The 21,543-nt window shown below is 63.2% G+C and carries 21 protein-coding genes and 1 pseudogene; 14 read left to right on the top strand and 8 right to left on the bottom strand.

What is annotated here, in order from left to right:
* Nucleotides 1-210: 210 nt before the first annotated feature.
* The gene (locus EOA78_RS08385; protein ID WP_029351184.1) at nucleotides 211-906 is read right to left on the bottom strand and encodes a helix-turn-helix transcriptional regulator; all 696 of its coding nucleotides are present in this window, start codon (nucleotides 904-906) and stop codon (nucleotides 211-213) included.
* Nucleotides 907-988: 82 nt separating this feature from the next.
* Between EOA78_RS08385 and EOA78_RS08380 the strand changes: the two genes are divergently transcribed.
* The 4 genes from EOA78_RS08380 (at nucleotide 989) to EOA78_RS08365 (ending at nucleotide 2,856) form a co-directional block, all read left to right on the top strand.
* A complete protein-coding gene (locus EOA78_RS08380; protein ID WP_127314723.1) occupies nucleotides 989-1,291 on the top strand; it encodes a hypothetical protein in 303 nt (100 codons plus the stop codon).
* 78 nt (nucleotides 1,292-1,369) lie between these two features.
* Entirely contained in the window at nucleotides 1,370-1,759 is a 390-nt protein-coding gene (locus tag EOA78_RS08375) for a hypothetical protein (protein WP_348628468.1), read from the top strand.
* Between the two features lie 85 nt (nucleotides 1,760-1,844).
* A complete protein-coding gene (locus EOA78_RS08370) occupies nucleotides 1,845-2,453 on the top strand; it encodes a DUF6456 domain-containing protein (RefSeq protein WP_127314722.1) in 609 nt (202 codons plus the stop codon).
* Between the two features lie 136 nt (nucleotides 2,454-2,589).
* Complete coding sequence (locus EOA78_RS08365; RefSeq protein WP_127314721.1) at nucleotides 2,590-2,856, top strand: hypothetical protein; 267 nt, start codon at nucleotides 2,590-2,592, stop codon at nucleotides 2,854-2,856.
* A 682-nt stretch (nucleotides 2,857-3,538) separates the two neighbouring features.
* On the opposite strand, the gene efp is transcribed toward EOA78_RS08365, so the two are convergent.
* Nucleotides 3,539-4,105 (bottom strand): elongation factor P, encoded by a 567-nt coding sequence (gene efp, locus EOA78_RS08360; RefSeq protein WP_127314720.1) that lies wholly within the window; start codon nucleotides 4,103-4,105, stop codon nucleotides 3,539-3,541.
* A 129-nt stretch (nucleotides 4,106-4,234) separates the two neighbouring features.
* Here efp and epmA point away from each other — a divergent pair, with 129 nt between their 5' ends.
* Complete coding sequence (gene epmA, locus EOA78_RS08355) at nucleotides 4,235-5,281, top strand: EF-P lysine aminoacylase EpmA (RefSeq protein WP_127314719.1); 1,047 nt, start codon at nucleotides 4,235-4,237, stop codon at nucleotides 5,279-5,281.
* Nucleotides 5,282-5,385: 104 nt separating this feature from the next.
* On the opposite strand, the gene EOA78_RS08350 is transcribed toward epmA, so the two are convergent.
* Nucleotides 5,386-5,982: a DUF922 domain-containing protein gene (locus tag EOA78_RS08350; RefSeq protein WP_127314718.1), complete on the bottom strand. Its 597-nt coding sequence runs from the start codon at nucleotides 5,980-5,982 to the stop codon at nucleotides 5,386-5,388.
* A 231-nt stretch (nucleotides 5,983-6,213) separates the two neighbouring features.
* On the opposite strand from EOA78_RS08350, the gene msuE reads away from it, so the two are divergent.
* From msuE to EOA78_RS08325, 5 genes are read left to right on the top strand one after another with little or no spacing between them, the layout of a single operon-like run.
* Entirely contained in the window at nucleotides 6,214-6,765 is a 552-nt protein-coding gene (gene msuE / locus EOA78_RS08345) for an FMN reductase (RefSeq protein ID WP_127314765.1), read from the top strand.
* A 52-nt stretch (nucleotides 6,766-6,817) separates the two neighbouring features.
* Nucleotides 6,818-8,182: an LLM class flavin-dependent oxidoreductase gene (locus EOA78_RS08340; protein ID WP_127314717.1), complete on the top strand. Its 1,365-nt coding sequence runs from the start codon at nucleotides 6,818-6,820 to the stop codon at nucleotides 8,180-8,182.
* Between the two features lie 26 nt (nucleotides 8,183-8,208).
* Complete coding sequence (locus tag EOA78_RS08335; RefSeq protein ID WP_127314716.1) at nucleotides 8,209-9,057, top strand: ABC transporter permease; 849 nt, start codon at nucleotides 8,209-8,211, stop codon at nucleotides 9,055-9,057.
* Between the two features lie 57 nt (nucleotides 9,058-9,114).
* The gene (locus EOA78_RS08330) at nucleotides 9,115-10,113 is read left to right on the top strand and encodes an ABC transporter substrate-binding protein (RefSeq protein ID WP_127314715.1); all 999 of its coding nucleotides are present in this window, start codon (nucleotides 9,115-9,117) and stop codon (nucleotides 10,111-10,113) included.
* Between the two features lie 16 nt (nucleotides 10,114-10,129).
* Nucleotides 10,130-10,891: an ABC transporter ATP-binding protein gene (locus EOA78_RS08325; RefSeq protein ID WP_127314714.1), complete on the top strand. Its 762-nt coding sequence runs from the start codon at nucleotides 10,130-10,132 to the stop codon at nucleotides 10,889-10,891.
* Nucleotides 10,892-10,943: 52 nt separating this feature from the next.
* Here the strand turns inward: EOA78_RS08325 and EOA78_RS08320 are convergent.
* Together EOA78_RS08320 and EOA78_RS08315 are read right to left on the bottom strand one after the other, a co-directional pair.
* A pseudogene (locus EOA78_RS08320) lies at nucleotides 10,944-12,881 on the bottom strand (acyltransferase family protein); the annotation flags it as partial.
* Between the two features lie 308 nt (nucleotides 12,882-13,189).
* A complete protein-coding gene (locus tag EOA78_RS08315; protein ID WP_127314713.1) occupies nucleotides 13,190-13,552 on the bottom strand; it encodes an SPW repeat protein in 363 nt (120 codons plus the stop codon).
* A 353-nt stretch (nucleotides 13,553-13,905) separates the two neighbouring features.
* Between EOA78_RS08315 and EOA78_RS08310 the strand changes: the two genes are divergently transcribed.
* On the top strand, nucleotides 13,906-14,259 hold the full coding sequence (locus EOA78_RS08310; RefSeq protein WP_127314712.1) for a cupin domain-containing protein: 354 nt from the start codon (nucleotides 13,906-13,908) through the stop codon (nucleotides 14,257-14,259).
* A 153-nt stretch (nucleotides 14,260-14,412) separates the two neighbouring features.
* On the opposite strand, the gene EOA78_RS08305 is transcribed toward EOA78_RS08310, so the two are convergent.
* Nucleotides 14,413-14,643 carry a hypothetical protein gene (locus EOA78_RS08305; RefSeq protein WP_127314711.1) on the bottom strand — a complete coding sequence of 77 codons (231 nt, stop codon included), beginning with the start codon at nucleotides 14,641-14,643 and terminating at the stop codon, nucleotides 14,413-14,415.
* A gap of 260 nt (nucleotides 14,644-14,903) precedes the next feature.
* Nucleotides 14,904-15,167, bottom strand: coding sequence for a hypothetical protein (locus EOA78_RS08300; protein WP_127314710.1), 264 nt, complete (start codon nucleotides 15,165-15,167; stop codon nucleotides 14,904-14,906).
* A 319-nt stretch (nucleotides 15,168-15,486) separates the two neighbouring features.
* Between EOA78_RS08300 and EOA78_RS08295 the strand changes: the two genes are divergently transcribed.
* From EOA78_RS08295 to EOA78_RS08285, 3 genes are all read left to right on the top strand, one after another.
* Complete coding sequence (locus tag EOA78_RS08295; RefSeq protein WP_127314709.1) at nucleotides 15,487-16,419, top strand: hypothetical protein; 933 nt, start codon at nucleotides 15,487-15,489, stop codon at nucleotides 16,417-16,419.
* Between the two features lie 205 nt (nucleotides 16,420-16,624).
* Nucleotides 16,625-18,616 (top strand): AI-2E family transporter, encoded by a 1,992-nt coding sequence (locus EOA78_RS08290; protein WP_164783677.1) that lies wholly within the window; start codon nucleotides 16,625-16,627, stop codon nucleotides 18,614-18,616.
* 583 nt (nucleotides 18,617-19,199) lie between these two features.
* On the top strand, nucleotides 19,200-20,348 hold the full coding sequence (locus tag EOA78_RS08285) for a beta-glucosidase (protein ID WP_127314708.1): 1,149 nt from the start codon (nucleotides 19,200-19,202) through the stop codon (nucleotides 20,346-20,348).
* A gap of 24 nt (nucleotides 20,349-20,372) precedes the next feature.
* On the opposite strand, the gene glf is transcribed toward EOA78_RS08285, so the two are convergent.
* On the bottom strand, nucleotides 20,373-21,542 hold the full coding sequence (gene glf / locus EOA78_RS08280; RefSeq protein ID WP_127314707.1) for a UDP-galactopyranose mutase: 1,170 nt from the start codon (nucleotides 21,540-21,542) through the stop codon (nucleotides 20,373-20,375).
* Nucleotide 21,543 lies beyond the last annotated feature (1 nt).

Raw genomic sequence — 21,543 nt, 5'->3', positions numbered from 1 at the left:
CCCTTCTCCCCTTGTGGGAGAAGGTGGCCGAGCGAAGCTCGGTCGGATGAGGGGTGTTGGACGGATCGCCAACGCCTGCCTTTGATCTGCTCCCCGGGGGGAGTGAAGGGCGGACGATAGCCAATGCTTCATTTCATCCAGCACCCCTCATCCGGCTCGGCGCTGCACGCCAATCCACCTTCTCCCACAAGGGGAGAAGGGAAGGGCGCTTCAGTAGCCCAGCAGTTCCTTGAGCGGGATGACGCGGAAGACGGCCTTGATCGCGTAGCGGTTGAAGGTCAGCGTCTTCGGCGGATTGTACTGCTCGACGACCAGCTCGGCAGCGGTGCGCTTGACAAGCTTCTTGATGAAGGCCTTGCCGTTGCGTTCGTTTTCTTCGGGGAACATCTCGATCACCACATGGTCGCCTGGCACGGCGTCGCGGCCGCCGCAATAAAGCATCTCGCCGGGCTCGTAGCGCGGCACCATCGAGTCGGAGAGCACATGCAGCGCAAACACCTTGCGCAGATGGGCGATGCCGGGCGGGCGCTGGACGTAGCCGGCGACCTCGCCGTTGAAGGTGAAGTCGCCGTCGTCGCCGCCAACCGCAGCACCCAGAAGCTCGATGTCCATCGGGCCGGCGGGCAGAGGGGCAGCGTCGGTGACGATCTCTGCGTCGGCGACATTGTCGGCGTCGTCGAGGAAGACGACCTCGCCCTTGCCGAGCGCCACCGGGTCGACGCGCAGGAAGGCGGCGGTCTTCAAAAGGTTCTCGGTTTTTGGCAGGTTGCGGCCGGTTTCCCAATTGCCGACGGCGGCGACATCGGTGTCGTTGTGCTCGGCAATGTGGCGCATCACCAGGCCACGCTGCTTGCGCGCCTTGCGGATCGCCGCCCCGACCTTGATCGACAATGAGGTTTTCGCCATGGCGCCATCTGAAACATAAGAATCGGTTTCGTCCATGAAAGAATGGCTTGCATAACTTTTTGAGTTATGCTTATATTCAGCCATGCACAAGCCCCGTTGCCCCATCTCGTTTTCCCATCCGTCCCGGCTGTCCTCCTCCCCGGCCTGGACGACGCCCGAGGCTAACGCCTCGGCTCCGGTCGCCCTGCCGTCATCGCAGGCGACCGGAACGGCCGGAGCCGTTCCCGTCACGGCTCCGGCCACGAATTTCGGCGCGTGCAATGCGGGCCTTTCGTGCATCCGCACCGAGGATGGCACGCTCATCATCATCGACCGGCGCACGGGCAGGGCGGTTTCCGGCGCCACCCGCGAGGCGGCCGAGGCGAAGCTTGGCCGCCGGTGGTGATCTCCCCTCTCCCTCGTTCACGGGAGAGGGGCAGCCTCGACACCTACGCAATCCTTTTAATTTCGATGGAAGAACACCATGCCCGACCACACCGATCCGGAATTGCAAAGCATCGCCCGCACTCCGGCCAGGCTGGCGCCGCCGGTCTGGCTGCCGCAGCGCCAGTTCGTGCGCGAGATCCACGGGCCGGACGGCGAGGCCTTCAAGCTGCCGGCGCCGCGCCCCGTTGCCGCCGGGCGCCAGCCGCACGTCGCGGCCATGCGCTTCATCGACTGCCTGTTCAACCGCTGCCGCGCACCGCTCGATCTGACGCTGGAGGAAGATCCCGAGAACGACGCGCCCGGCAGCCGGCCGGCACTGGACATGCTGTGCTGCGGCCTGCGTACACGGCCGCTGAAAAGCTACTGCGCCTATCACGCGGCGCGCTTCTGCGACCATCGCCCTACGGCTGTGGCGGATGCGGCGTGAACTGGGTCTTGCGTTCCTCGCCCCGCTACGTGGGGCGAGGAACCCAGGTTCTGCGAAGGCAGCCATTTAAACGAGGAGACTGTCCATGAGCAAGAAGACCGCCAAGGTCAAGGCGCCGAAGGCGCCCAAACTGGCAAAGGGCGAGGCCGAGCAGGTGCGCATCCGCAAGGAGGTCGGTCATGATTTCGCGCTTAAGGACGACGCCTTCGGCCGCAAGCGGCTGGCGACCGGCACGCTGGAGGCGAGGCGCATCTATGAGGTTTCCAATGACGGCCACACCTCGACCGGCGGCATCGTGCGGGTGCGCAACGTCGACCCGCTGACCGGCATCACCTCGCTGTCGCGCCAGCAGCGCGAGGCGGGTATGCGCTACCGCGAGGATTTTCGCGTCTCGGCACAGGACGGCGTCAAGCCGATGGCGCTGACCGAGCGCGTCGACGGCGGCCGCATCGGCGGCGGCGTTGCCGACCGCATCCTGTCGGCCGGCCGCGCCTATGCCGATGCCACCAGGGCGCTTTCGCATTGGGAGGTGTCGGGCGTGGTGCAAAAAGTCTGCTGCCATGGCGAAACGGTGAAGAGCCTGGCCGAACAGACGGGCGAGCCGCGGGACGTTGTGTCCAAACTGCTCAAGGTCGGGCTGGATTTGTTGGCGGTGCATTACGGGATGATGCTGATGCGGCGGCCGCGGGGGTAGGGCGCGAACGGATGGCGGGACGCCGAACCGATGGGTGATCAGGCTAGAGGCGAACCTCGATCCGCCAGCGTCCTCCAATTGAAGGGCGCGGGCTTCTCGACGGCCTGTTAGGGTGCGCCATTGCTGGTAGATCGCAATGCCAAAGCCACCGCTAGACCCTCATTTCGCAGACGTGGCGCCGACGTCTTCGGTGCTGACCGCCTATGACGAGCACTGCATGCTGACTTACATCCGGCTGCTCGATGCTTCGGCGGACGGGGCCGATTGGCGTGAGGTCGCCCACACCGTTCTGCACATTGACCCGGAGCAGGAGCCGGAACGGGCATTCCGGGCTTGGGCGACGCATCTGGCGCGTGCCCGGTGGATGACCGGAAATGAGGGTTGGTGTCGATCGGCGCGATGAGCGGCATGGAATGACGCCGGAGATTTTTCGTGGAACTGCCATCCCGGTCTGCCCGTTTAGATAGGAAACCAACTCGGAAGCGCCCGATGAACTCTTGGCAAATCAACACTTTGGAGGCGTGCTGCCTTCTTGCCGTTCCGCTGTCGATGATCCTTACGGTTCTGGTAGCGGGTCTCATCCTTGGCTGAATCCCCGCTGCATTGTCCAGTGAAGAAGGTTCGTCCCGGCCCGCATACCTTGATTTCGCGCCGACGAGGCGCCGTAGCGAGTAGATGGTCTCGCTCATCGTACTTATGGGGACTGTCAAGAGAGAGAATTTAGAGGTATTAGCGAGCAGGGTTAACAAAGGGTTTTTCCGGTGACGCTGCTTCAAATCTCCTCGATCGTGGCCGAACTCGCCGTCTCCTACGTCACGATTGCACTCACATATCTGGCAGCTGTGTACGCGATTTGCTCCCGCTACTAGAGCGGTTCATCGTTTCACGGAAACGCCGAACCGCTCTATCTCTTTGTTTTTGCGCAATTCCGGACGGAAAACCGTTCACACTTTTCCTGGAATTGCTCTAGTCGCCGCGCGCCCAGTCGGCTTCCAGCACGCGACGCCTGTCGCCCGCCTGGCGCCAAATTGCATCACGGGCGCCTATCGCGACAGCGTCTTGTTGGACGCACATTGCCCAACCTCTCAATCCTTCGCGCGTTCCACATACGCGCCGTCCGCCGTCATCACCACCACGCGGGTGCCGGCGCCGATGTGTGGCGGTACCAGCGTGCGCACGCCGTTGGACAGCGTCGCCGGCTTGTAGGACGAGGATGCCGTCTGGCCCTTGGTCACCGGCTCGGTCTCGACCACCTCGAAGGTGGCGCGCTGCGGCAACACCAGCGAGATGGCGATGCCATTGTGCTGCGAGATCTGCACCGCCATGCCTTCCGTGAGATAGGGCGCCATTTCGCCGACCACGGCTTCCGACACCGCAACCTGGTCGTAGCTTTCCGGGTTCATGAAATGGAAGCCCTCGCCATCGCGATAGAGGAAAGTGTGCTCGCGCTCCTCGACGTAGGCACGCTCGACCTGCTCGGTGGTGCGGTAGCGCTCCGAAACCTTCACTCCATCGGAGATGCGGCGCATGTCGAGCTGGGTCACCGGCGTGCCCTTGCCCGGATGGATGTTTTCGGCAAAGAGGATCACATAGAGCTTGCCGTCCTTTTCGACGACATTGCCTTTGCGTAGGGAACTGGCGATGACCTTCACGGGCTTTATTCCTAAGAGCGTTGACTGGCCTGGGAGCGCCGACTGGCGCAAATCGGCTGCGGGAGCCGTCCGGTGCGGCCTAGCGCATCTTGGCGGCAATCGCCAGTCCTCCATGCAAATCCGTCTGTCATGACCGCCGCCTCGCCCTGGTGGACGCCTGATGTTCACGCCGACCGGCGGCCGCGGCTGATCCTGCGCAATGCCATCACTGCGGCGCTGCGCGACTGGTTTGCCCGCCGCGACTTCGTCGAGGTGGAGACGGCGGCGCTGCAAATCTCGCCCGGCAACGAGGCGCATCTGTCGGCCTTCGCCACCGAGGCGATCGGGCCGGATGGGCAGCACCTGCCGCTCTATTTGCACACCTCGCCGGAATTCGCCTGCAAGAAGCTGCTCGCCGCCGGAGAGAAGCGCATCTTCAGCCTGAATGCCGTCTATCGCAACCGCGAGCGCGGCCCGTTGCACCATCCATCCTTCACCATGCTCGAATGGTACCGGGCTGATGAGACCTATGAGAGCCTGATGGAGGATTGCGCCGGGCTTGTCGCGCTGGCCGCCGAGCGCGCCGGCACAAAACGTTTCGTCTTTCGCGGCTGCGCGGCCGATCCGTTCGCCGAGCCCGAACGGTTGAGCGTCGCCGAGGCCTTCACGCGCCACGCCGGCATCGACCTGCTGGCCACGGTTTCCGCCGACGGCAGCACCGATCGCGAAGCGCTCCACGCGGCTCTGGTGCGGGCCGGCTTACGCACCGCGCCCGACGACAATTGGGCCGATCTGTTCAGCCGGGTGATGGTGGAAAAGATCGACCCGGCGCTGGGGCAGGGGCGCGCCACCATTCTTTACGGCTATCCGATTTCGGAGGCAGCGCTCGCCCGGCCGAGCGCGGATGACCCGCGGGTCGCCGAACGCTTCGAGCTCTATTGCTGCGGCGTCGAGCTGGCCAACGCCTTCGGCGAGCTGACCGACACCGTCGAGCAGCGCCGGCGCTTCATCCTCGAGATGGACGAGAAGGAGCGCATCTATGGCGAACGCTATCCGATCGACGAGGATTTCCTCGCCGCACTGGCCATCATGCCGCAGGCAAGCGGCGCCGCGCTCGGCTTCGACCGGCTGGCGATGCTGGCAACCGGGGCGATGCGGGTTGAGGATGTGATGTGGACGCCGGTGGCGGAGTTGTGAGGCGAGGCCGGTGCTCTATGGCGCCCCCTCTGTCCTGCCGGACAGTGGGGGCGCTGTCCCGCCGACCTGTCCGCCACCAGCTTGCCGCGACCTCCAACTTCCAACTACCGCCCCATCAGCAAAGCGACGATGAGCTGCTGTAGATTGCCGCGCGGGGCGAATTCTATTCGGTCGAAATCGCGGCTTGCCTGCCGCTGTGCCTGGGAGAGTTCGGCAAGCCGCTTGGTCATTTCGGTCCTGATCTTGCTGCAGCCGGGATCGTCGGGGACGGACAGGCCGATGGTCGCCGTCTCGATCTTGCGCACCATGTCGACGATGATGTCGCCATGCACCTTTTCGTGGGCGGCGAGTCCGGCGGCGAAAACGTCCCAACTCTTCTGCACGGCGGTTGGCACCGGCCCGGCTGTTTTGGGCAAGGTGTAGGTTATGATGAGCTTGGGCCGCGCCGACGCCAGCACGCAGGCATTGCCTTGTCGCTGATAGTCCCTGACCCAGGTCAGCTTGAAATCGGTGTAGGCCATGGCGCGAACTTTGCCTTTGCCGATCATCGGCCCGCGCTCGCCCATCGAGGCATGGAGCTGGGGACCGGTCTGCCCTGAAACGGCGTAGGTCTCGACCTTCTCGATCGGCTTCCATCCCGCCTGCGCCGGCGATGCCAGCAAACAGGCCAGGAGCAGATGCGTCAGAGCGGCTGTTTTCATGCGAATCCCCGGGCCGATGCTTTGGTGCGCTGAGATCATCAACGCATGGCCGGAATGCGGTCAAGGCACCTAGCCAAACTCGCCGTTCGCATTTCGCGTCGAAAGAACCAATCGACGGCGATGTGCCGCAAACTCAATCCGCTTGGCGGGCTCGTTTTGAAACCTTCTTTCTCACTAATCTCTACAAACTTACTAGAGTTAATCCACGCAAGCGCTTTGCGAGGAGCTCAAATGTCGAAAAAGCTGGTGGTGGGGCTGTCAGGCAACCTGACCCGTCCGTCGAAGACCAAGGCGTTCATCAGCCACATCGTCGCGGAGGTGGCGAGCAGCACCGGTGCAGCCTCGACCGTTTTCGACCTAGAGGATCTCGGTCAGTCGTTCCCGCTGGCAAGGCGCATTGGCGATCTGGATCCGTTGGCCAGAAACATCGTCGAGCGATTGCTGGGCGCCGATGTCCTGGTGGTTGGCTCGCCGACTTTCAAAGGCAGCTACACCGGGCTTTTCAAGCATTTCTTCGACCTGCTCGACCCGTCATCCCTGAGGGGAAAGCCGGTCATCCTTGCTGCGACCGGCGGCGGCGATCGTCATTCTCTGGTGGTCGAACATCAGCTGCGGCCGCTGTTCGGCTTCTTCGAGGCGCTGACCCTGCCGACCGCGATTTACGCCTCCGACAAGGACTTCGCCAACGGCGTGCTGGTGTCCGAAGCCATCCATGCTCGCGCCAGGCAAGCGGTCGCCGAAGCGTGCCGGGCGATGCCACGCAGCGTCGGTCTTGCCGCCTGAACGCCCATCAATGACCCTCAATCCCTTTCCGCACAGTCAAAAGGAACCCGCAATGACCAGACCCAGCAAGTCCAGGCAGATCAAGCTTGGTGCTTTCCTGCCCGGTGGCGGACAGCATATCGCAGCCTGGCGCCACACTGACGCGCCGGCGGACGGCGCGACGAATTTCGAGTTCCACAGGCAGCTCGCGCTGACTGCCGAACGCGGCCTGTTCGATGCCTATTTCCTCGCCGACAATCTGACCGTCGGCCTCGGCGCCCGCGAAGGCGGCAATGCCAAGATCGCCGGGTTCGAGCCGGTGACGCTGTTTGCCGCATTGGCGCCGCTCACCACGCATCTGGGCTTCATCGCCACCGCCTCCACCACCTATGAGGAGCCGTATACGCTCGCCCGGAAGTTCGCCTCGCTCGATCTTCTGTCGAATGGCCGGGCCGGCTGGAATGTCGTGACCTCGGCGGGCGACGAGACCGCACGCAATTTCAATCGCGAGACGCAGCCTGCCCACGCCGAGCGCTATGCCCGGGCGCACGAGCATGTCGAGACAGTCAAGGCGTTGTGGGACAGCTGGGAAGACGATGCCTTCATCCGCGACAAGAAGTCGGGCCGCTTCTACGATAAGGACAAGCTTCACGACATCGACCACAAGGGCCGGCATTTCAGCGTCAAGGGTCCGCTCAATGTGCCGCGTCCGGTGCAAGGGCACCCGGTGGTGGTGCAGGCCGGGCAGTCGGAGGATGGCCGCAAGCTCGCCGCCCAATCGGCTGAAGTCATCTTCACCGCCCATCAGAATCTGGCCTCGGCGCAAGAATTCTACCGCGACATCAAGGCGCGCGTGAAGGCTGCCGGCCGCAATCCCGGACAGGTGCTGATCATGCCGGGCGTGGCACCCTTCGTCGGCCGCACCGAAGAGGAAGCCCGCGCCAAGTACCAGCAGCTGAACGATCTGATCCTGCCCGAGGATGGCGTGGCCCTGCTCAACGGGCTGGCGGGGCAGACGCTCGACATCGGGGGTTACCCGCTCGACGGACCGCTGCCGCCGAGCAAGGAAACCGAAGGCATGAAGAGCCGCCAGGCGCTGATCTGCCAGATCGCCGACGAGCACAACTTCACAATCCGCCAGCTCTACCAGTGGGTGGCGACGGCCCGCGGCCATTACACCGTCATCGGCAGCGCCACCCAGGTCGCCGATCAGCTGGAGGAATGGTTCGGCAACGAGGCCGCCGACGGCTTCAACATCCTGCCGCCCTGGTTGCCCGGCGCGCTCGACGACTTCGTCGACCTGGTGATCCCCGAGCTGCAGCGCCGCGGCCTGTTCCGCGCCGCCTACGAAGGCACGACGCTGCGCGAGAATCTCGGCCTCAGGCGGCCGGAAAACCCATGGACCGCCGCCCGCTCGAAGGTGCTGGCCGCCGAATAGATTCTCTTGAAGCAAAGGGCAAGACGATGAGTTTGCAACACATCGAGCGGCCGGTCACGATCGCCGCACATGACGGCAGGACCAGCCTTGGCGCCGATTTCCCGCGCCTGGCCAACCGGACTGTCGTCCGCTTCCTGTCCCGTTTCGGCATCCTGATCGCCTTCCTCGCGATCTGGCAGCTGTCGAGCAGCGCGGGATGGGTCAACGCCGCGGTGCTGCCGCCGATCGACACGATCGTCTCCGCATTGTGGAATGGTCTGGCCGGCGGCACCTTGCTTGGCGACATCGCCATCAGCCTGCAGCGCGCCGGCCTCGCCTTCGCAGCGGCGGTGGCGGTTGCCATCCCGCTTGGTCTGTTCATGGGCCAGGTGCGCGCCGTCGAAACCGTGCTTGATCCGATCCTGCAGGTTTTTCGACAGACTTCTGCGCTGGCCCTCTACCCGGTGTTCATCCTGCTGCTCGGGCTAGGGGAGGCATCAAAGGTCTTCGTCATCTTCTGGGCGACGCTGTTTCCGCTGCTGCTCAATACCATCAGCGGCGTCAAGCAAGTCGATCCGAAACTGCTCGAAATGGCCCGGGTCTATGGCGCCACGCGGCTCACCGCGTTTCGCCGGGTCGTGCTTCCGGGGGCCGTCCCGTCGATCTTCGTGGGCTTAAGGCTGAGTGCGACCACGGCGCTCTTGCTGCTGATCGCCTCCGAAATGATCGGGGCCAACAAGGGCATCGGCTTTCAGGTGATGAACGCGCAGTACAACTTCCAGATCCCGCTGATGTTTGCGGCGATCGTCATCCTCGCCGGCCTCGGCCTGATCGCCAACCAGGCGCTGGTCAGCCTGCAGCGGCGGCTCTGCCGCTGGAGCAATCCCATCGACTGAGCAGCTTTTTACCATCCTCTCCAACAGGCCATCCTCTTCAACAGGAAAGACCGGACCATGCCAATTACTCGCCGTTCCCTGCTTGCGGGCGCTCCCTTTGCCGCCGGCGTCATCGCCACCGGCCTGCCTCGCTTTGCCGCTGCGCAAGCCGCGCCGGTCACGTTGCGCTACCTCGCCAGCCGCGGCAGCATCTCGCCGCATGAGCTGGCGGACGAGCTCGGCTATTTCAACGACCTAGGCGTCAAGCTGGAGAATGTCGGCTACTCCGGCGGCGGCCCGGAATCGCTGTTCGCGCTCGCCTCCGGCAGTGTCGATCTCGGCTCGGCCGCAACCGCTGCGGTGATCAATTCGATCTCCGGAGGCAACGACTTCATCGCCGCCTATCCAAGCAACGGCATCAACAGGCAAGTGCACAGCGTCTTCTACGTGCTGGAAGACAGTCCGATCAATTCGATTGCCGACGTCGCCGGCAAGACCATTGCGGTCAACACGCTCGGCGCCCATCTCGACTACACCGTGCGCGAGGCGCTGCACGGCGTCGGCCTGCCGCCGGATGCGGCCAAGCTCGTCGTGGTGCCCGGGCCGCAGCTCGAACAGACCTTGCGGTCGCGCCAGGTCGACATCGCGGCACTGGGCTATTGGCAGGCGACGTTTGCCGGCGCGCTGGTGGACAAGGGCGGCGTGCGGGGTGTGTTCAACGACACCGACGTGCTGGGCGAACTGGCCGGCGGCTTCATTGTGCTGCGGCGCGACTTCATCACGGCGCATCCGGAGGGCGCCCGCAATTTCGTCGAACAGTCGGCCCGCGCCGCCGACTGGTCGCGCCAGAACCCGGACGAGGCGCGCAAGGTGCTCGCGGAGATCCTCGACAAGCGCGGCGAAAATGGCGAGCTGGCGCGCTACTGGACCGGCTTCGGCCTGCGCGAAGCGGCCAAGGCTGACGACCGCGACATCGACTTCTGGGTCAGCGTTCTCGAGCGCGACGGCCGCCTGCCCAAGGGCAGGCTGAAGGCCGCTGATATCCTTTACCGGCGCGGCGAAACGAAAATCAACTGACCGGGAGACGGGTGCCATGGCCACCACAAGCGGCGGCGAGGTCACGATACGCGACCTGTCCAAATCCTTCAGCCTCGGCGGGCGTCCGCTTGCGGTCCTGAGAGCTCTCAACCTCGATATCCGCTCCGGCGAATGTCTCGTCATTGTCGGCGCCAGCGGATCGGGCAAGACCACGCTGCTGCGCATTCTTGCCGGGCTGGAGACCGCCGACAGCGGCGGTGTCGCGATCGACGGCAAGCCGGTCCATGGCGTCGGCGCCGAGCGCGCGGTGATTTTCCAGGAACCGCGCCTGCTGCCCTGGCTGACGGTACTCGGCAACGTCGCCTTTGGCCTCGAAGTGCGGGGCATGCCCAAGGCGGAGGCCGAGGACAAGGCCCGCTTCTATACCGCGCTCGTTGGTCTGGCCGAATTCAGCGATGCCTTTCCCAGGCAGCTTTCGGGCGGCATGGCGCAGCGCGTCGGCATCGCCCGGGCCTTGACCGTGCAGCCTGAAATCCTGCTGCTCGATGAGCCGCTGGGCGCGCTCGACGCTATGACCAAGATCGGCATGCAGGAGGAACTGGCGCGCATCTGGAGCGAGGAGAACGTCACCATGGTCATGGTCACCCATGATCTGGAGGAAGCGATCTATCTCGCGGACAGGGTGCTGATCCTGCCCAGGGAGAAGGGCGGCACAGCGCGGCTGGTCGAGGTTGAACTGCCGCGCCCCCGCGATCGTAGCGAAGGCCGGTTCGTGCGCTATCGCGAAGAACTGCTGCGTGAGTTTGGCTTGCACTGAGACGCGGTGACAGGCGCGTCTTGCGTCGCCTTATTTCGCCGCCCCCCGTCGAAAACAGTGCGCGCTCGACGGGCGGCTCCAGCGTTTGCGCAAAGGGCGTCGCCAAATGGTGGCGATCACGGTAGGCCAGCTTGCCGCCGATGAAGACATGGCAGGTCTTGGCGTCGCAGAACCGGTCGGTCATGTCGATATAGGTCGCGTTGGGGACGGTGCGCACGATGTCGCGCTCCACCGCGGCCATGGCGTCGTTGGCGGCGTCGGTTCGCGGCGCGTCACATACCGACGGCGCCTGTTCCCGCCACAGCGCGCGGGCAACGCAGGTGTCGGCAAACGTGCCGTTGAACGGCACATCGCGAATGAAGGCGACTTCCAGCCCGGCCTGGGTGAACGCCTCCAGCGTTGCGCGCAGGCCGGCCTGCCAGTCCTGAACCTGGCTGTCGGGCACCTTCACGTCGGGGGACAGTTTGTGCGAACTCGTCAGCGAGATCTCCGAGATCACCACCAGGCTCGGGCGCAGGGCGATGATCTCCTTGATCGATTGCTCGCGCCATTGATCGCACTCGGTGTAGTCGCGCTTCAGCTTCGAGCTCCAGAACGTCAGCCGCGAGGCCCGGCAGGCGGATTTGAGCCAAGTGACGACCTTGTAATCGTTCTTCTTCGCCGCCTCGATCAGCGGCGTCGACCAGTGGTCGGCATGCGAATCGCCAAACAGTGCGATCGAGTGCTCGGCATTCTTGGCGCCGAACACGCAGGGCTTCGGCGTGATGGTCTCGTAGTCGAGAACACAGCCCTTGGCGCGCGCGGTGGAGGGCTGTGCGGCAGTTTCGGCAATGATGCGTTGTGTGGGATCGAGATCGTGCACGGCAAGGCGCGCATTGGCGTAGGTCGCCACCACGCTGGCGCCGGTCAGCATTGCGGCGGGGACAAGCGCGCGCGCCGCATTCGCCATCAGCCAGCCGTTGCGGCGGATCGGGTTCTCGATGAAATTATAGGTGAAGATCGACAGCGCCAGCGTCAATGCCGCGCAGGCAAGCCGCCCAGGCCAGGAGAGATCGGGAACCATCATCGTCGCATAGACGATGACCGGCCAGTGCCAGAGGTAGAGCGAGTAGGAAAGTTTCCCCACCCATTGCAGGGGCGGCAGCGCCAGCATGGCGCTGGGCCCTCTTTGGACATTGCCGGAACCGCTGAGCAGCAGGAGCACGGCGCCGGCCACCGGCACCAGCGCCATCACGCCGGGGAAGGGATCCCGCTCGTTGAAGGTCAGATAGGCGCCGGCGATCAGCGCCAGGCCGAGCCACGCCAGTGCCGCGCCCAGTTGCGGGCGCTCGCGCCAGAATTTAGCCGGCGCCATCGTCGCCAGGCCGCCGGCGGCGAATTCCCATGCCCTAAGCGGTGAGAAATAGAAGGCCCAGGGCTGCGCCACGGTGGTGAGCCAGGCGCAGACGACGAACGACACCGCGCCGGCGAGGCCGATCACCAGGATCGCCGTGCGCTTGCCCGGTCGCAGCCATGCCGCCAGCAGAAGCAGCGTCGGCCATACGAGGTAGAACTGCTCCTCGACGGAGAGCGACCAGAAGTGGATAAAGGGGTTGTTCGCCGCATCGGGGGCGAAATAGTCGAACGACCAGCGGATCAGCCAGAAATTGATCGCATAGGCCGAGGCGAACATGGCGCCTTTCGAATAGAGCGCCTGTTCGTCCGGCGACAGGATGAAATAACCCGTGACAAGCGTGGCGAAGATGACGAACAGCGAGGCCGGCAGCAGGCGCCGGGCGCGCCTTGCGTAGAACCGCCACAGGTTCAGCCTGCCGTCGTCGGCGATTTCCCGCAGCAGCTGGCCGGTGATCAGATAGCCGGAGATGACGAAGAAGATGTCGACGCCGGTGAAGCCGCCCGGCAGGTCCGACAGACCGAAATGGAACGCGACGACGCCCGACACCGCCAGTGCACGCAGCCCTTCGATATCAGGCCGAAACGATGCTGACACGGCAAAACCTCGTGTGGTCGTTAAAAAAGCCACCCGTTGCGAAGACTCGACGCGATGTGCCGATATTGCAATGTAACAAATCTAACGCAGTGCAACATAAGTGGAGTTCGCGGCGTGCAGCGGGGTGTGCTCGTCGGCGTCCAGACCACGAAGCGCCGCGGCGACGCCGCCATATTCACCCGGCGCGGCGGGGTGTTTTTTGAGCACAAGGAAGACAATCGGCCCGGCTAGCGGGCCTGCTTACCCATCTCAGGCTTAGAAGGAGCCCGCCGCTCGCGCGCAGGGCTCCTCCCCTTGGTGGTCACCAATCACGCATGCGCTGGCGGATGATGACGGGAGTCCCAGACCGCCCAGGCCGATGCCGCAACCACCAGCACGCCGAGGACAACATGGGTCGCCATCGCGTTGGCGTTCGCCATGAAGCCGAGCAGCCAGGGCGAGGCGATCAGCCAGAGCCCAACGACAAGGTTCACCCACTCTTCCCATTCGGCGAATACCGAAAGCGCCGCGAGAGCCAGGGCGCCGAGCACGACTGCGGCAATCCAGGCGTTCCACGCAGGAGCGGTTTCAGCAGCGAAGCCGATGACCCAGGGTGAGATGAACAGGCATGCCGCAAGGATCAGATTGATCCAATCCTGGGCCTTCTTTCCTTCCATCACATTGTTTGCCATGACAATCTCCACAGATGAAGCTTGACCAAAGCACCACGTCGCGTGCAACGCACGCTTAGTCATTGATATATCGTACTTTCGACGGCTTTCAAGGAGTGGCCCGGAGGGGCCGGCCCCAGCGTCGGTTCCGTACCGCGGCGATGCCTGCCATCCGCCTGCGCAATTCAGAAGCGCGGGTTCCCGGAGGCTTCGGCTGCAAGCTCGGGGGATGAGGGCAACGTCAAGCGTAGCGGCACGTGGGAAACCGTGCCATTGCTTGCTGATATTGCGGGCAGGCCCGCGTTGCTCATGTCAGGTGCTTCGGCTATTGACCGGCAGCCAATGCCGGCACAGTTCCGAAACGGAGCCCGACCATGACAGAGAAGACCATCCTCAAATTCGGCGCGGTCGAAAACGCCGAGGCGGGCGATCTCGCGGGCTGGGTCGTGGTCGACGGCAACCCAACCATGAAGACCGCCGTCCAGCACACCACAGAGGACGGCAAGGTCCTGTCGGGAACATGGCAGGCTACTCCCGGCACCTATCACGCGACCTACAGCGACTATGAATTCGTGCACATGATATCAGGCCGCATCGTCATCACGCCCGATGGCGGCGCGCCGGTCGAAGTCGGTCCCGGCGATGCCTTTGTGGTCGAGGCCGATTTCAAGGGAACGTGGAAGATCATCGAGCCGGTGACGAAGCATTTCGTCGTCAGGGTCGGCTGAGGCCGGAGGCGAACGGAACACGGCCTGGCGCGCCGCCGCCAAGCTTGTTGATGCGGGGCCTGTCAATCCCAGAGCCTATGAATCCAGGGCACCGCAAGCGTCGAGCGGTCGAATAAAAGGAAGAGCCCCATCCATTAGGGGATGGATGAAACTCTAGAAATCGAAATAGATCGCCGGCGGATACGGACTGGACGCATTTTTGTTGGCCGGCGCCGCCATCGCACCGGACGGGGCGTTGATCCCGCCGGTGGACTTATTGTCAAGCGGCGGCCGGGTTTTCTCGGCTGTGGCCGCTTTCGCGTCTGTCGCAACGACTTTCGTTTTAGCCTCCACGGTTTGCGAAAGTGCGAGCACGGCGAGAAGTGCAGACAGGGCAAGTTTCATGACGGCGTCCCTCAATGGTTAACGTTAGGTTAACCCCAGTCGCCGGCCCGAACACCGCCGCTGTGTGGAACGGCGTGGAATTCTCCGGAATTCCTGGAATATGGCTTGTGGAAAAGTGCGGCTGCGGGCAACGGAGCAGTTGCCGGCGCGTGTAGGCTTGCAGCCGCATCAGGTGCCCGAAGCCTGGACCGGCCGCGACCGAACCCAGACGTCCCGTCGCGCTTGGCCGCTCAATGTCGCGGCCAGCGCTGGTGTGAAGATCAATCCCTGAAGCCGGTCGAGTCCAGCAGGGCGACCTGCTTGCCGTCGATGAAAAAGCGTATCACGTGCGCGCCGCCGTCGACTTCAATGCGCGTCGGTTCGATGGCCGGCGACGCAGGAGCCGCCTTGCCATATGTCGCTGCCGCGCGCGAGCCGGCAGCAGCACGCGACGGTCCGTCCGGCCCGAAGGTCAGCAGCAGCAGTGCGGCGGATCCAGCCGCGACCGCGGTGAAGGGGATCTTGGGAGAAGCAGTCCGGGACATCGAATTATTCCTTCCTTGTTGAGGCGGCATCTACGCTGGTTTGTGCTGGTTGCGAGAGCTCGGCTTCGCTGTCGTTCAAATGACTGAGGAAGGGTGTTGGTATTCAAGCCTAGATAGCGTGAGTTTCATAACTTGCCCTTGCCCTGCGCGACCTTAGTGCCGCCCGGCAGGGTGAAAAGGGTAGGCGCGTGGAGCGGCGTGGAATTCTGCGGATTTCCTGGAATATGGGACTTTAGGAGAAGTCCGGCCCGCAATGAATGCGGTGGGAGCAAGTGCTGGCACATGTTATGCCTCGCGGTGGCATAAAGGGGCGGGTGGGATGGCACAGCATATCGCGCAGAAATTACGGTTGACTGCGGCCCTGCTGGGAACCGTCGCTCGCAAGGATTTGGCAGCGGCGTTCCGAGGCGTCAACCCGAAGACGGCGTTCGATCTCGGCCGTGCCGACAAATGGCTGCAGGGCCGCGCCCAGCCGCGCGAGCTCAGCGTCTACGACGACTGGTCGAAGCTTCTCAAGCTGGAGCAGCCCGGCGCCTGGATCGCAGAGAGCGACCTGCCAGGCTTCACGGCGGCGATCTGCGCCCGCCACGGCATCGAGAGGGCCGAACTGGAACGCCGCGTCGGCGCGCAGTTCGAGACGGCGTCCGGGCATGAAGAGCGAAGCCTTGGACTGGCCCTTGCCGGAACCTATGCATGTTATTCGCGCGCCTTGTCGCCCTATTATCGCGGCCTGTTGATCAGGGGCAGTCTTTCGATAGAGATCGGGCCGGGCGCGCACGGCCTGACTGCAGCCTATCGCGAGGCACTGCCGACCGGGCAGCTGCTGCTCGGTGGGCTGATGACGTCGGCAAAACGCGGCCTATATGCGCATCTGAAGGAAACCAGCGGCGAAGCCCAATTCTTCCTCTGCCTGTTTCCGCACTCGCGGCCCGGAAGCGTGCTTGGCGGCTATCTGTGCGGCACCACCATCATCGGCCCGGAGCCGCAGCCGTCCCTGACCAGGATCCTGATGATCCGCTTGCGCAATCCGGCGCCCGAGAGATGGGGTGGATATCTGCCGCCCGACGGGTCGATCGTCGATGATCTGGCTTCGCTCGGCGTGGCAATTGAGCAGCCGGAAATGGTCGACCGGCAGCTGGCGCAATTCCTCGCCGGAGACAGCAAGGACGGCGGTGCCAGCCAGATCCCGCCGGCCGAGTTCCGAGGCATCCTCGACGTGTTCGACCGTCATTGGCTGCGTCATTCGGATTAAGCCTGACCTCGTCTTCTGCCTGTGCGGAACCGATCACCACGTCAGTTGTTTTGTCCGGCGACAAAAGCGCCCGTCCGGCTGTCCAGTTGGGCCGCAAAGCGCCGCCCTTGCCGATCGCGTCTTCGAACTCGCCGGCGCGAAGAAGCGAAAGTTGCAGGCCGGCTCGATATGCCTGATCATGGCTACGGCAGGGCGGAGGTATCAAGTGGCGGCCAATCGTCGAAACGGCATGCACCCCGCCGAGGCCGGGGTGATGGGCGTTGTTTCCTCTGCCAGAACCCTCCCGCGCATGTCACTGCCCACCGTCGCGACTGTCGTGGCGGCGGTTGCGGCCCTGTATTTCGGGCGCGAGGTTTTCCTGCCGATCGCAATCGCTCTGCTGCTTACCTTTGCGCTCGCGCCCATGGTTTCCGGACTCAAGCGAGTCGGCCTTCCCCGCCTCCCGGCCGTCATGGCCAGCGTGCTGAGTGCATTCACGGTCCTCGCGCTGTTCTCCTTCATTGTCGCCACGCAGGTGAGCGAACTGGCGCAGAACATCCCGCTTTACCAGTCGAATATCCTGACCAAGGTCCGATCCCTGAAGGAGACCGGCGTCGGCGGAGGCATCATCGCCAGGCTGAGTGGGGTGATCGAACGCATCGGTCAGGAACTCGACCGGCAGGAAACCTCACCGCCTACCGCAGGTGAGCCAGAGCGCGAGCCGGTACCTGTCGAGATCATCGCGCGCGAAAGGCCGCTCCAGGTTCTCCAGAACCTGATCGGCCCGCTGATCAGCCCGCTGGCATCGGCCGGCCTGATCATCGTCGTCGTCATCTTCATGCTGCTCGAGCGCGAGGACCTGCGCGACCGTTTCATACGCCTCGTCGGGTACGGCGATCTTCATCGGACCACCGAGGCGCTCCAGGAAGCGGGCAAGCGGGTCGGCCGATATCTGCTCATGCAATTGGTGGTGAACATCGTCTATGCCGTGCCGATTGCATTCGGGCTTTGGGTTCTCGGCATACCCAATGCACTGCTGTGGGGTTTGCTGGCGTTGGCGCTGCGCTTTGTTCCCTATATCGGCCCGATCATTGGTGCGTTGCTGCCTTTGTTCCTGGCGCTTGCCGTGGCTCCCGGCTGGTCGCTCGTGCTGTGGACCGCCGGGCTGTTCGTGGCCATGGAAATGATAACCGGCAACGTCGTCGAACCGTGGCTCTACGGTTCACGTACGGGGCTTTCACCATTGGCCATCATCGTTGCGGCTATCTTCTGGACCTGGCTCTGGGGGCCGCTGGGTCTGGTTCTGTCCACGCCGCTCACTGTCTGTCTCGTCGTGCTCGGCAGGCACGTGCCGCAGTTCGAATTCCTCGACGTTCTGTTCGGTAACGAACCGGTGCTCGAACCGCATGCGCGGCTCTACCAACGGCTGTTGGCCGGCGATCCAGAGGAAGCCACTGATCACGCCGAGGAGATCCTGGAGGAAAAATATCTGTTCGAATTCTATGACAAAGTCGCCATTCCCGCACTACTGCTCGGCGAACAGGATCGCGTGCGGGGCGTCATGGGCGATGAGCAAAGACGGCAGGTGGCGGCCAGTGCGCAGACGCTGGTGGCGAACCTCGACGACAGCGCACGGGAGGAAGCGGAGGAGGACGATGATCCGGCCGCGGCCGAGCCTGCCACAGCAGATGAGAACAAGCAGGCTCAAGGGGTGATCGAAGACGACATCGAACTCCCGGATGGTACGGACATCTCAGTGCTTTGTGCCGGCGGCCGCGGGGAACTTGATGATGCCGCCGCCGCCATGCTGGCGCAGGTGCTCGAAGTCCAGGGTGCGACGGTCTCGAAGGCGAGCTTTACCGACATGGAACCGGCGAGCATTCGCCGCCTCGAGCTCGACGCTGTCGATACCGTGGTGGCCGGATTCCTGAACAGAGACTCCGTGAAACACGCCCGCTTCCTGGTTCGTCGGCTGAAGCGTGCCAAGTCGGCGCTGCGGGTGGGGATCGTGTTCTGGTCGGAGGACGGCGACGACAAAAAGACAGCCGTCGAATTGGCCAATGACATCAACGCCGATTTTGTGGCGTATGGCATGGTCGAAGCCGTTCTGGGCGCGTTGTCGAGCGATCCGCCGGTTGCGCTGAAGATCGCTGCCAAGCGCCGCATGCGCCGCCGGCTGCGTCCTGCCAAGAAGGCGCCGCTTGCCGCTGCAAAATGAGCGCGGGACAGGGCGGCGAGGGCGTGGGCCGATAATCATGTCTGGCGCATTCCTGACGTCTACCGCCGACCTGGCGCGCGCGATCACACCAATCAAAATCAGTCAGTAACCGTAGGCGAGGGCTGAAGTCGCGTGGGGCGTCAAAGGTACGGAGCAGAAATGCCAAATTGGCGGGTCGCCCGCCCAACGAGAAATATTTCAACCGAAGGGAACCTCACGGTCGCAGGCAAGTTCGGTACGCAATGTGGGGGAGATTGCGCCATCTCATCGGCTTTATCATTGTCGTGTTGCGATCTTCTCCTTCCTCGGATTCCATTAGGAGGGACAATGCAGCGCGACGACGATCAACGAGGCTCGGCTTGAGAGCGCCAGTCCGTCATCCTGAGGTCGACCTCTGCTCACCGACAACACCTGGACTCGGCTCCGCTCGCGCTCGCTTGGTCAATATTTCGACGCTTGCACCCGTACCACTCAGAGGCGAGGTGATGGCGGCCCGAAAGAAATTGTGGTGGGGGCCGAAACTGGCAATGGTCGATCGCCTAGCGGGAGCGCTGGCGCGAGCCTTGGCCGACGGGTCGCACGTATGAGCAACGAGCCGGCGCGTCCGCCGGGCGAATATCCGTCCAAGTTTGCCAGCTTCTTCATGGCTGGCTTCGAATGTTCCTCGCATCGGCGCGGCGACGGAGTGCGCCTCGATTTGATTCGCGCAACCGCACACGACAAACACGCTCTCGGCGACTATCGCAGCTGTGCTGCCCTTGGGCTTCGCACGATCCGCGACGGCTTGCGCTGGCACCTGATTGAAACAGCGCCAGGGGTCTTCGACTGGTCGGGTTGGATCTCAATGATCGAAGCGGCTCACGCGGCGGGGGTGCAGGTCGTCTGGGATATTTTCCACTATGGCTCACCAGATCACGTAGACCAAGGCGCCCCAGACTTTATAGAAGCCTATGTCCGCTTCGCCGCTGAAGCTGTCCGGATCCACCGCTCCGTCACAGGAGTAGCTCCCTTGGTGTGCCCGATCAATGAGATCTCATTTTTCGCATGGGCGATAGAGGTCGGCTATTTCCCGCGCGTGGGGCCGAAGAAGCGGGGATGGTTCAAGCGACAGCTTGTGAGGGCAGCGGTTGCGGGCGTCAAGGCGATGCGCGATGCCGAACCCGATTGCCGGTTCATCTGGGCTGAACCGCTAATCCATGTTGCTCCCCGTGACCGTAGTCGTGCCGAGCAGCGGCGCGCGGAAAATGTTCGTCAGGGCCAGTTTGAAGCCTATGACATGCTGACGGGCCGTGCCGAGCCCGAATTGGGCGGCAGCGAGGACTGTGTCGACGTCATCGGACTCAACTTTTATCCGCACAACCAATGGTACTTTCGGGGGCCAACGATACCGATGGGCCACCACGAATATCGGGCGCTTTCCGACATGTTGGTCGAAGTCGCAGAGCGCTACAGAAAGCCCATGTTCATCGCCGAGACAGGCGCTGAAGGATCAGGCCGGCCGGCATGGCTCCATTATGTTTGCGATGAGGTCCGTGACGCAATGAGCCGTGGTGCCCCGGTTCAGGGTATATGTCTGTACCCGGTGACTGCGTATCCCGGCTGGGACAATTCGCGCCACGCGGAAGTCGGCTTGTTCTCCACGATTCATGCCGACGGTTCGCGCAGCCTTCGCCAGCCGGTTGCAAATGAATTGGAGCGCCAGCGCACATTGTTCGCGGCAGGTGTTTCGTAGCGGTCGAAGAAGGGGCGGGCCACGTCAGTAGGTGGGGAACTGCTCCGAATGTTGGCCGAGCATCGTCCGCTGCGTAAGCATCTGCATGGTGCCGTTCGCCGGCAGGCTCTGTTGAATGCGCGCGAACGTCGCCAAAGCCTGACCGACAACCTGATCCATATTGTAGTAGCGGTACGTGGCCAGGCGCCCGACGAACCATACGTCGGGGCACGCCGCTGCCAGTGCTTCATAGCGTTTGTACAGCGCCTCGTTTTCCGCCCGCGGCACCGGGTAATAGGGATCGCCGACATCGGTTGGATATTCGTAAGTCAGGCTGGTCTTCGGGCTCTGCTGACCGGTCAGATGCTTGTACTCGGTAATGCGGGTATAGTTTTCCGTCTGCGGATAGTTGACAACGGCGACCGGCTGAAACTGCTCGCAATCAAGCGTCACGTGCTCGAACCGCAGTGACCGATAAGGCAGACGACCAAGGCTCCAGTCAAAATATTCATCAATCGGCCCGGTGTAGATCATCCGCTGAAAGGGGATCTTGTCGCGGATTTCGCGATAATCGGTCTGCAGCATGATCTTGATCCTTGGGTTGTCCAGCATGCGCTGGAACATGCGTGTATACCCGCCAGCCGGCATATTCTGGAAAGTGTCGCCAAAGTAGCGATCATCACGGTTGATCCGCGTAGGGACCCGCGCAGTCACGGACTTGCTTAGTTGGGCCGGATCGACACCCCACTGCTTCCTTGTATAACCGCGAAAGAATTTTTCGTAGAGTTCCCTGCCGACGGTGCTCACAACCACATCTTCGGCGGTCCGGACTTCCTCGACCGTTTCTCGCCGGGATGCGAAGAACTCCTCCAACTGCTCGGGCGTCAATTCAAGATCGTACAGGCGATTGATCGTGTCGAGGTTGATCGGTATCGGCAGCAGTTTTCCGTCGACCGAAGACAGTACGCGATGTTCGTAAGGCCTCCATTCGGTGAATTGCGAGAGATAGTCGATGATCGATCGGGCGTTGGTGTGGAATATATGCGGCCCATAGCGGTGGACCAGAATTCCAGCTTCGTCGTAACAGTCATAAGCGTTGCCGCCGACATGGTTTCGCCGGTCGATGAGCAGGACGCTTTCCTGCCGTTGCGATGCGATGCGTTCGGCGAGCACGCTGCCGGCGAAGCCGGCGCCGACAATCAACCAATCGAACATG

It is taken from the genome of Mesorhizobium sp. M5C.F.Cr.IN.023.01.1.1 (genome assembly GCF_003997585.1).
Lineage (GTDB): Bacteria > Pseudomonadota > Alphaproteobacteria > Rhizobiales > Rhizobiaceae > Mesorhizobium > Mesorhizobium wenxiniae.
This window is presented reverse-complemented; position numbering and strand designations above follow the sequence as displayed.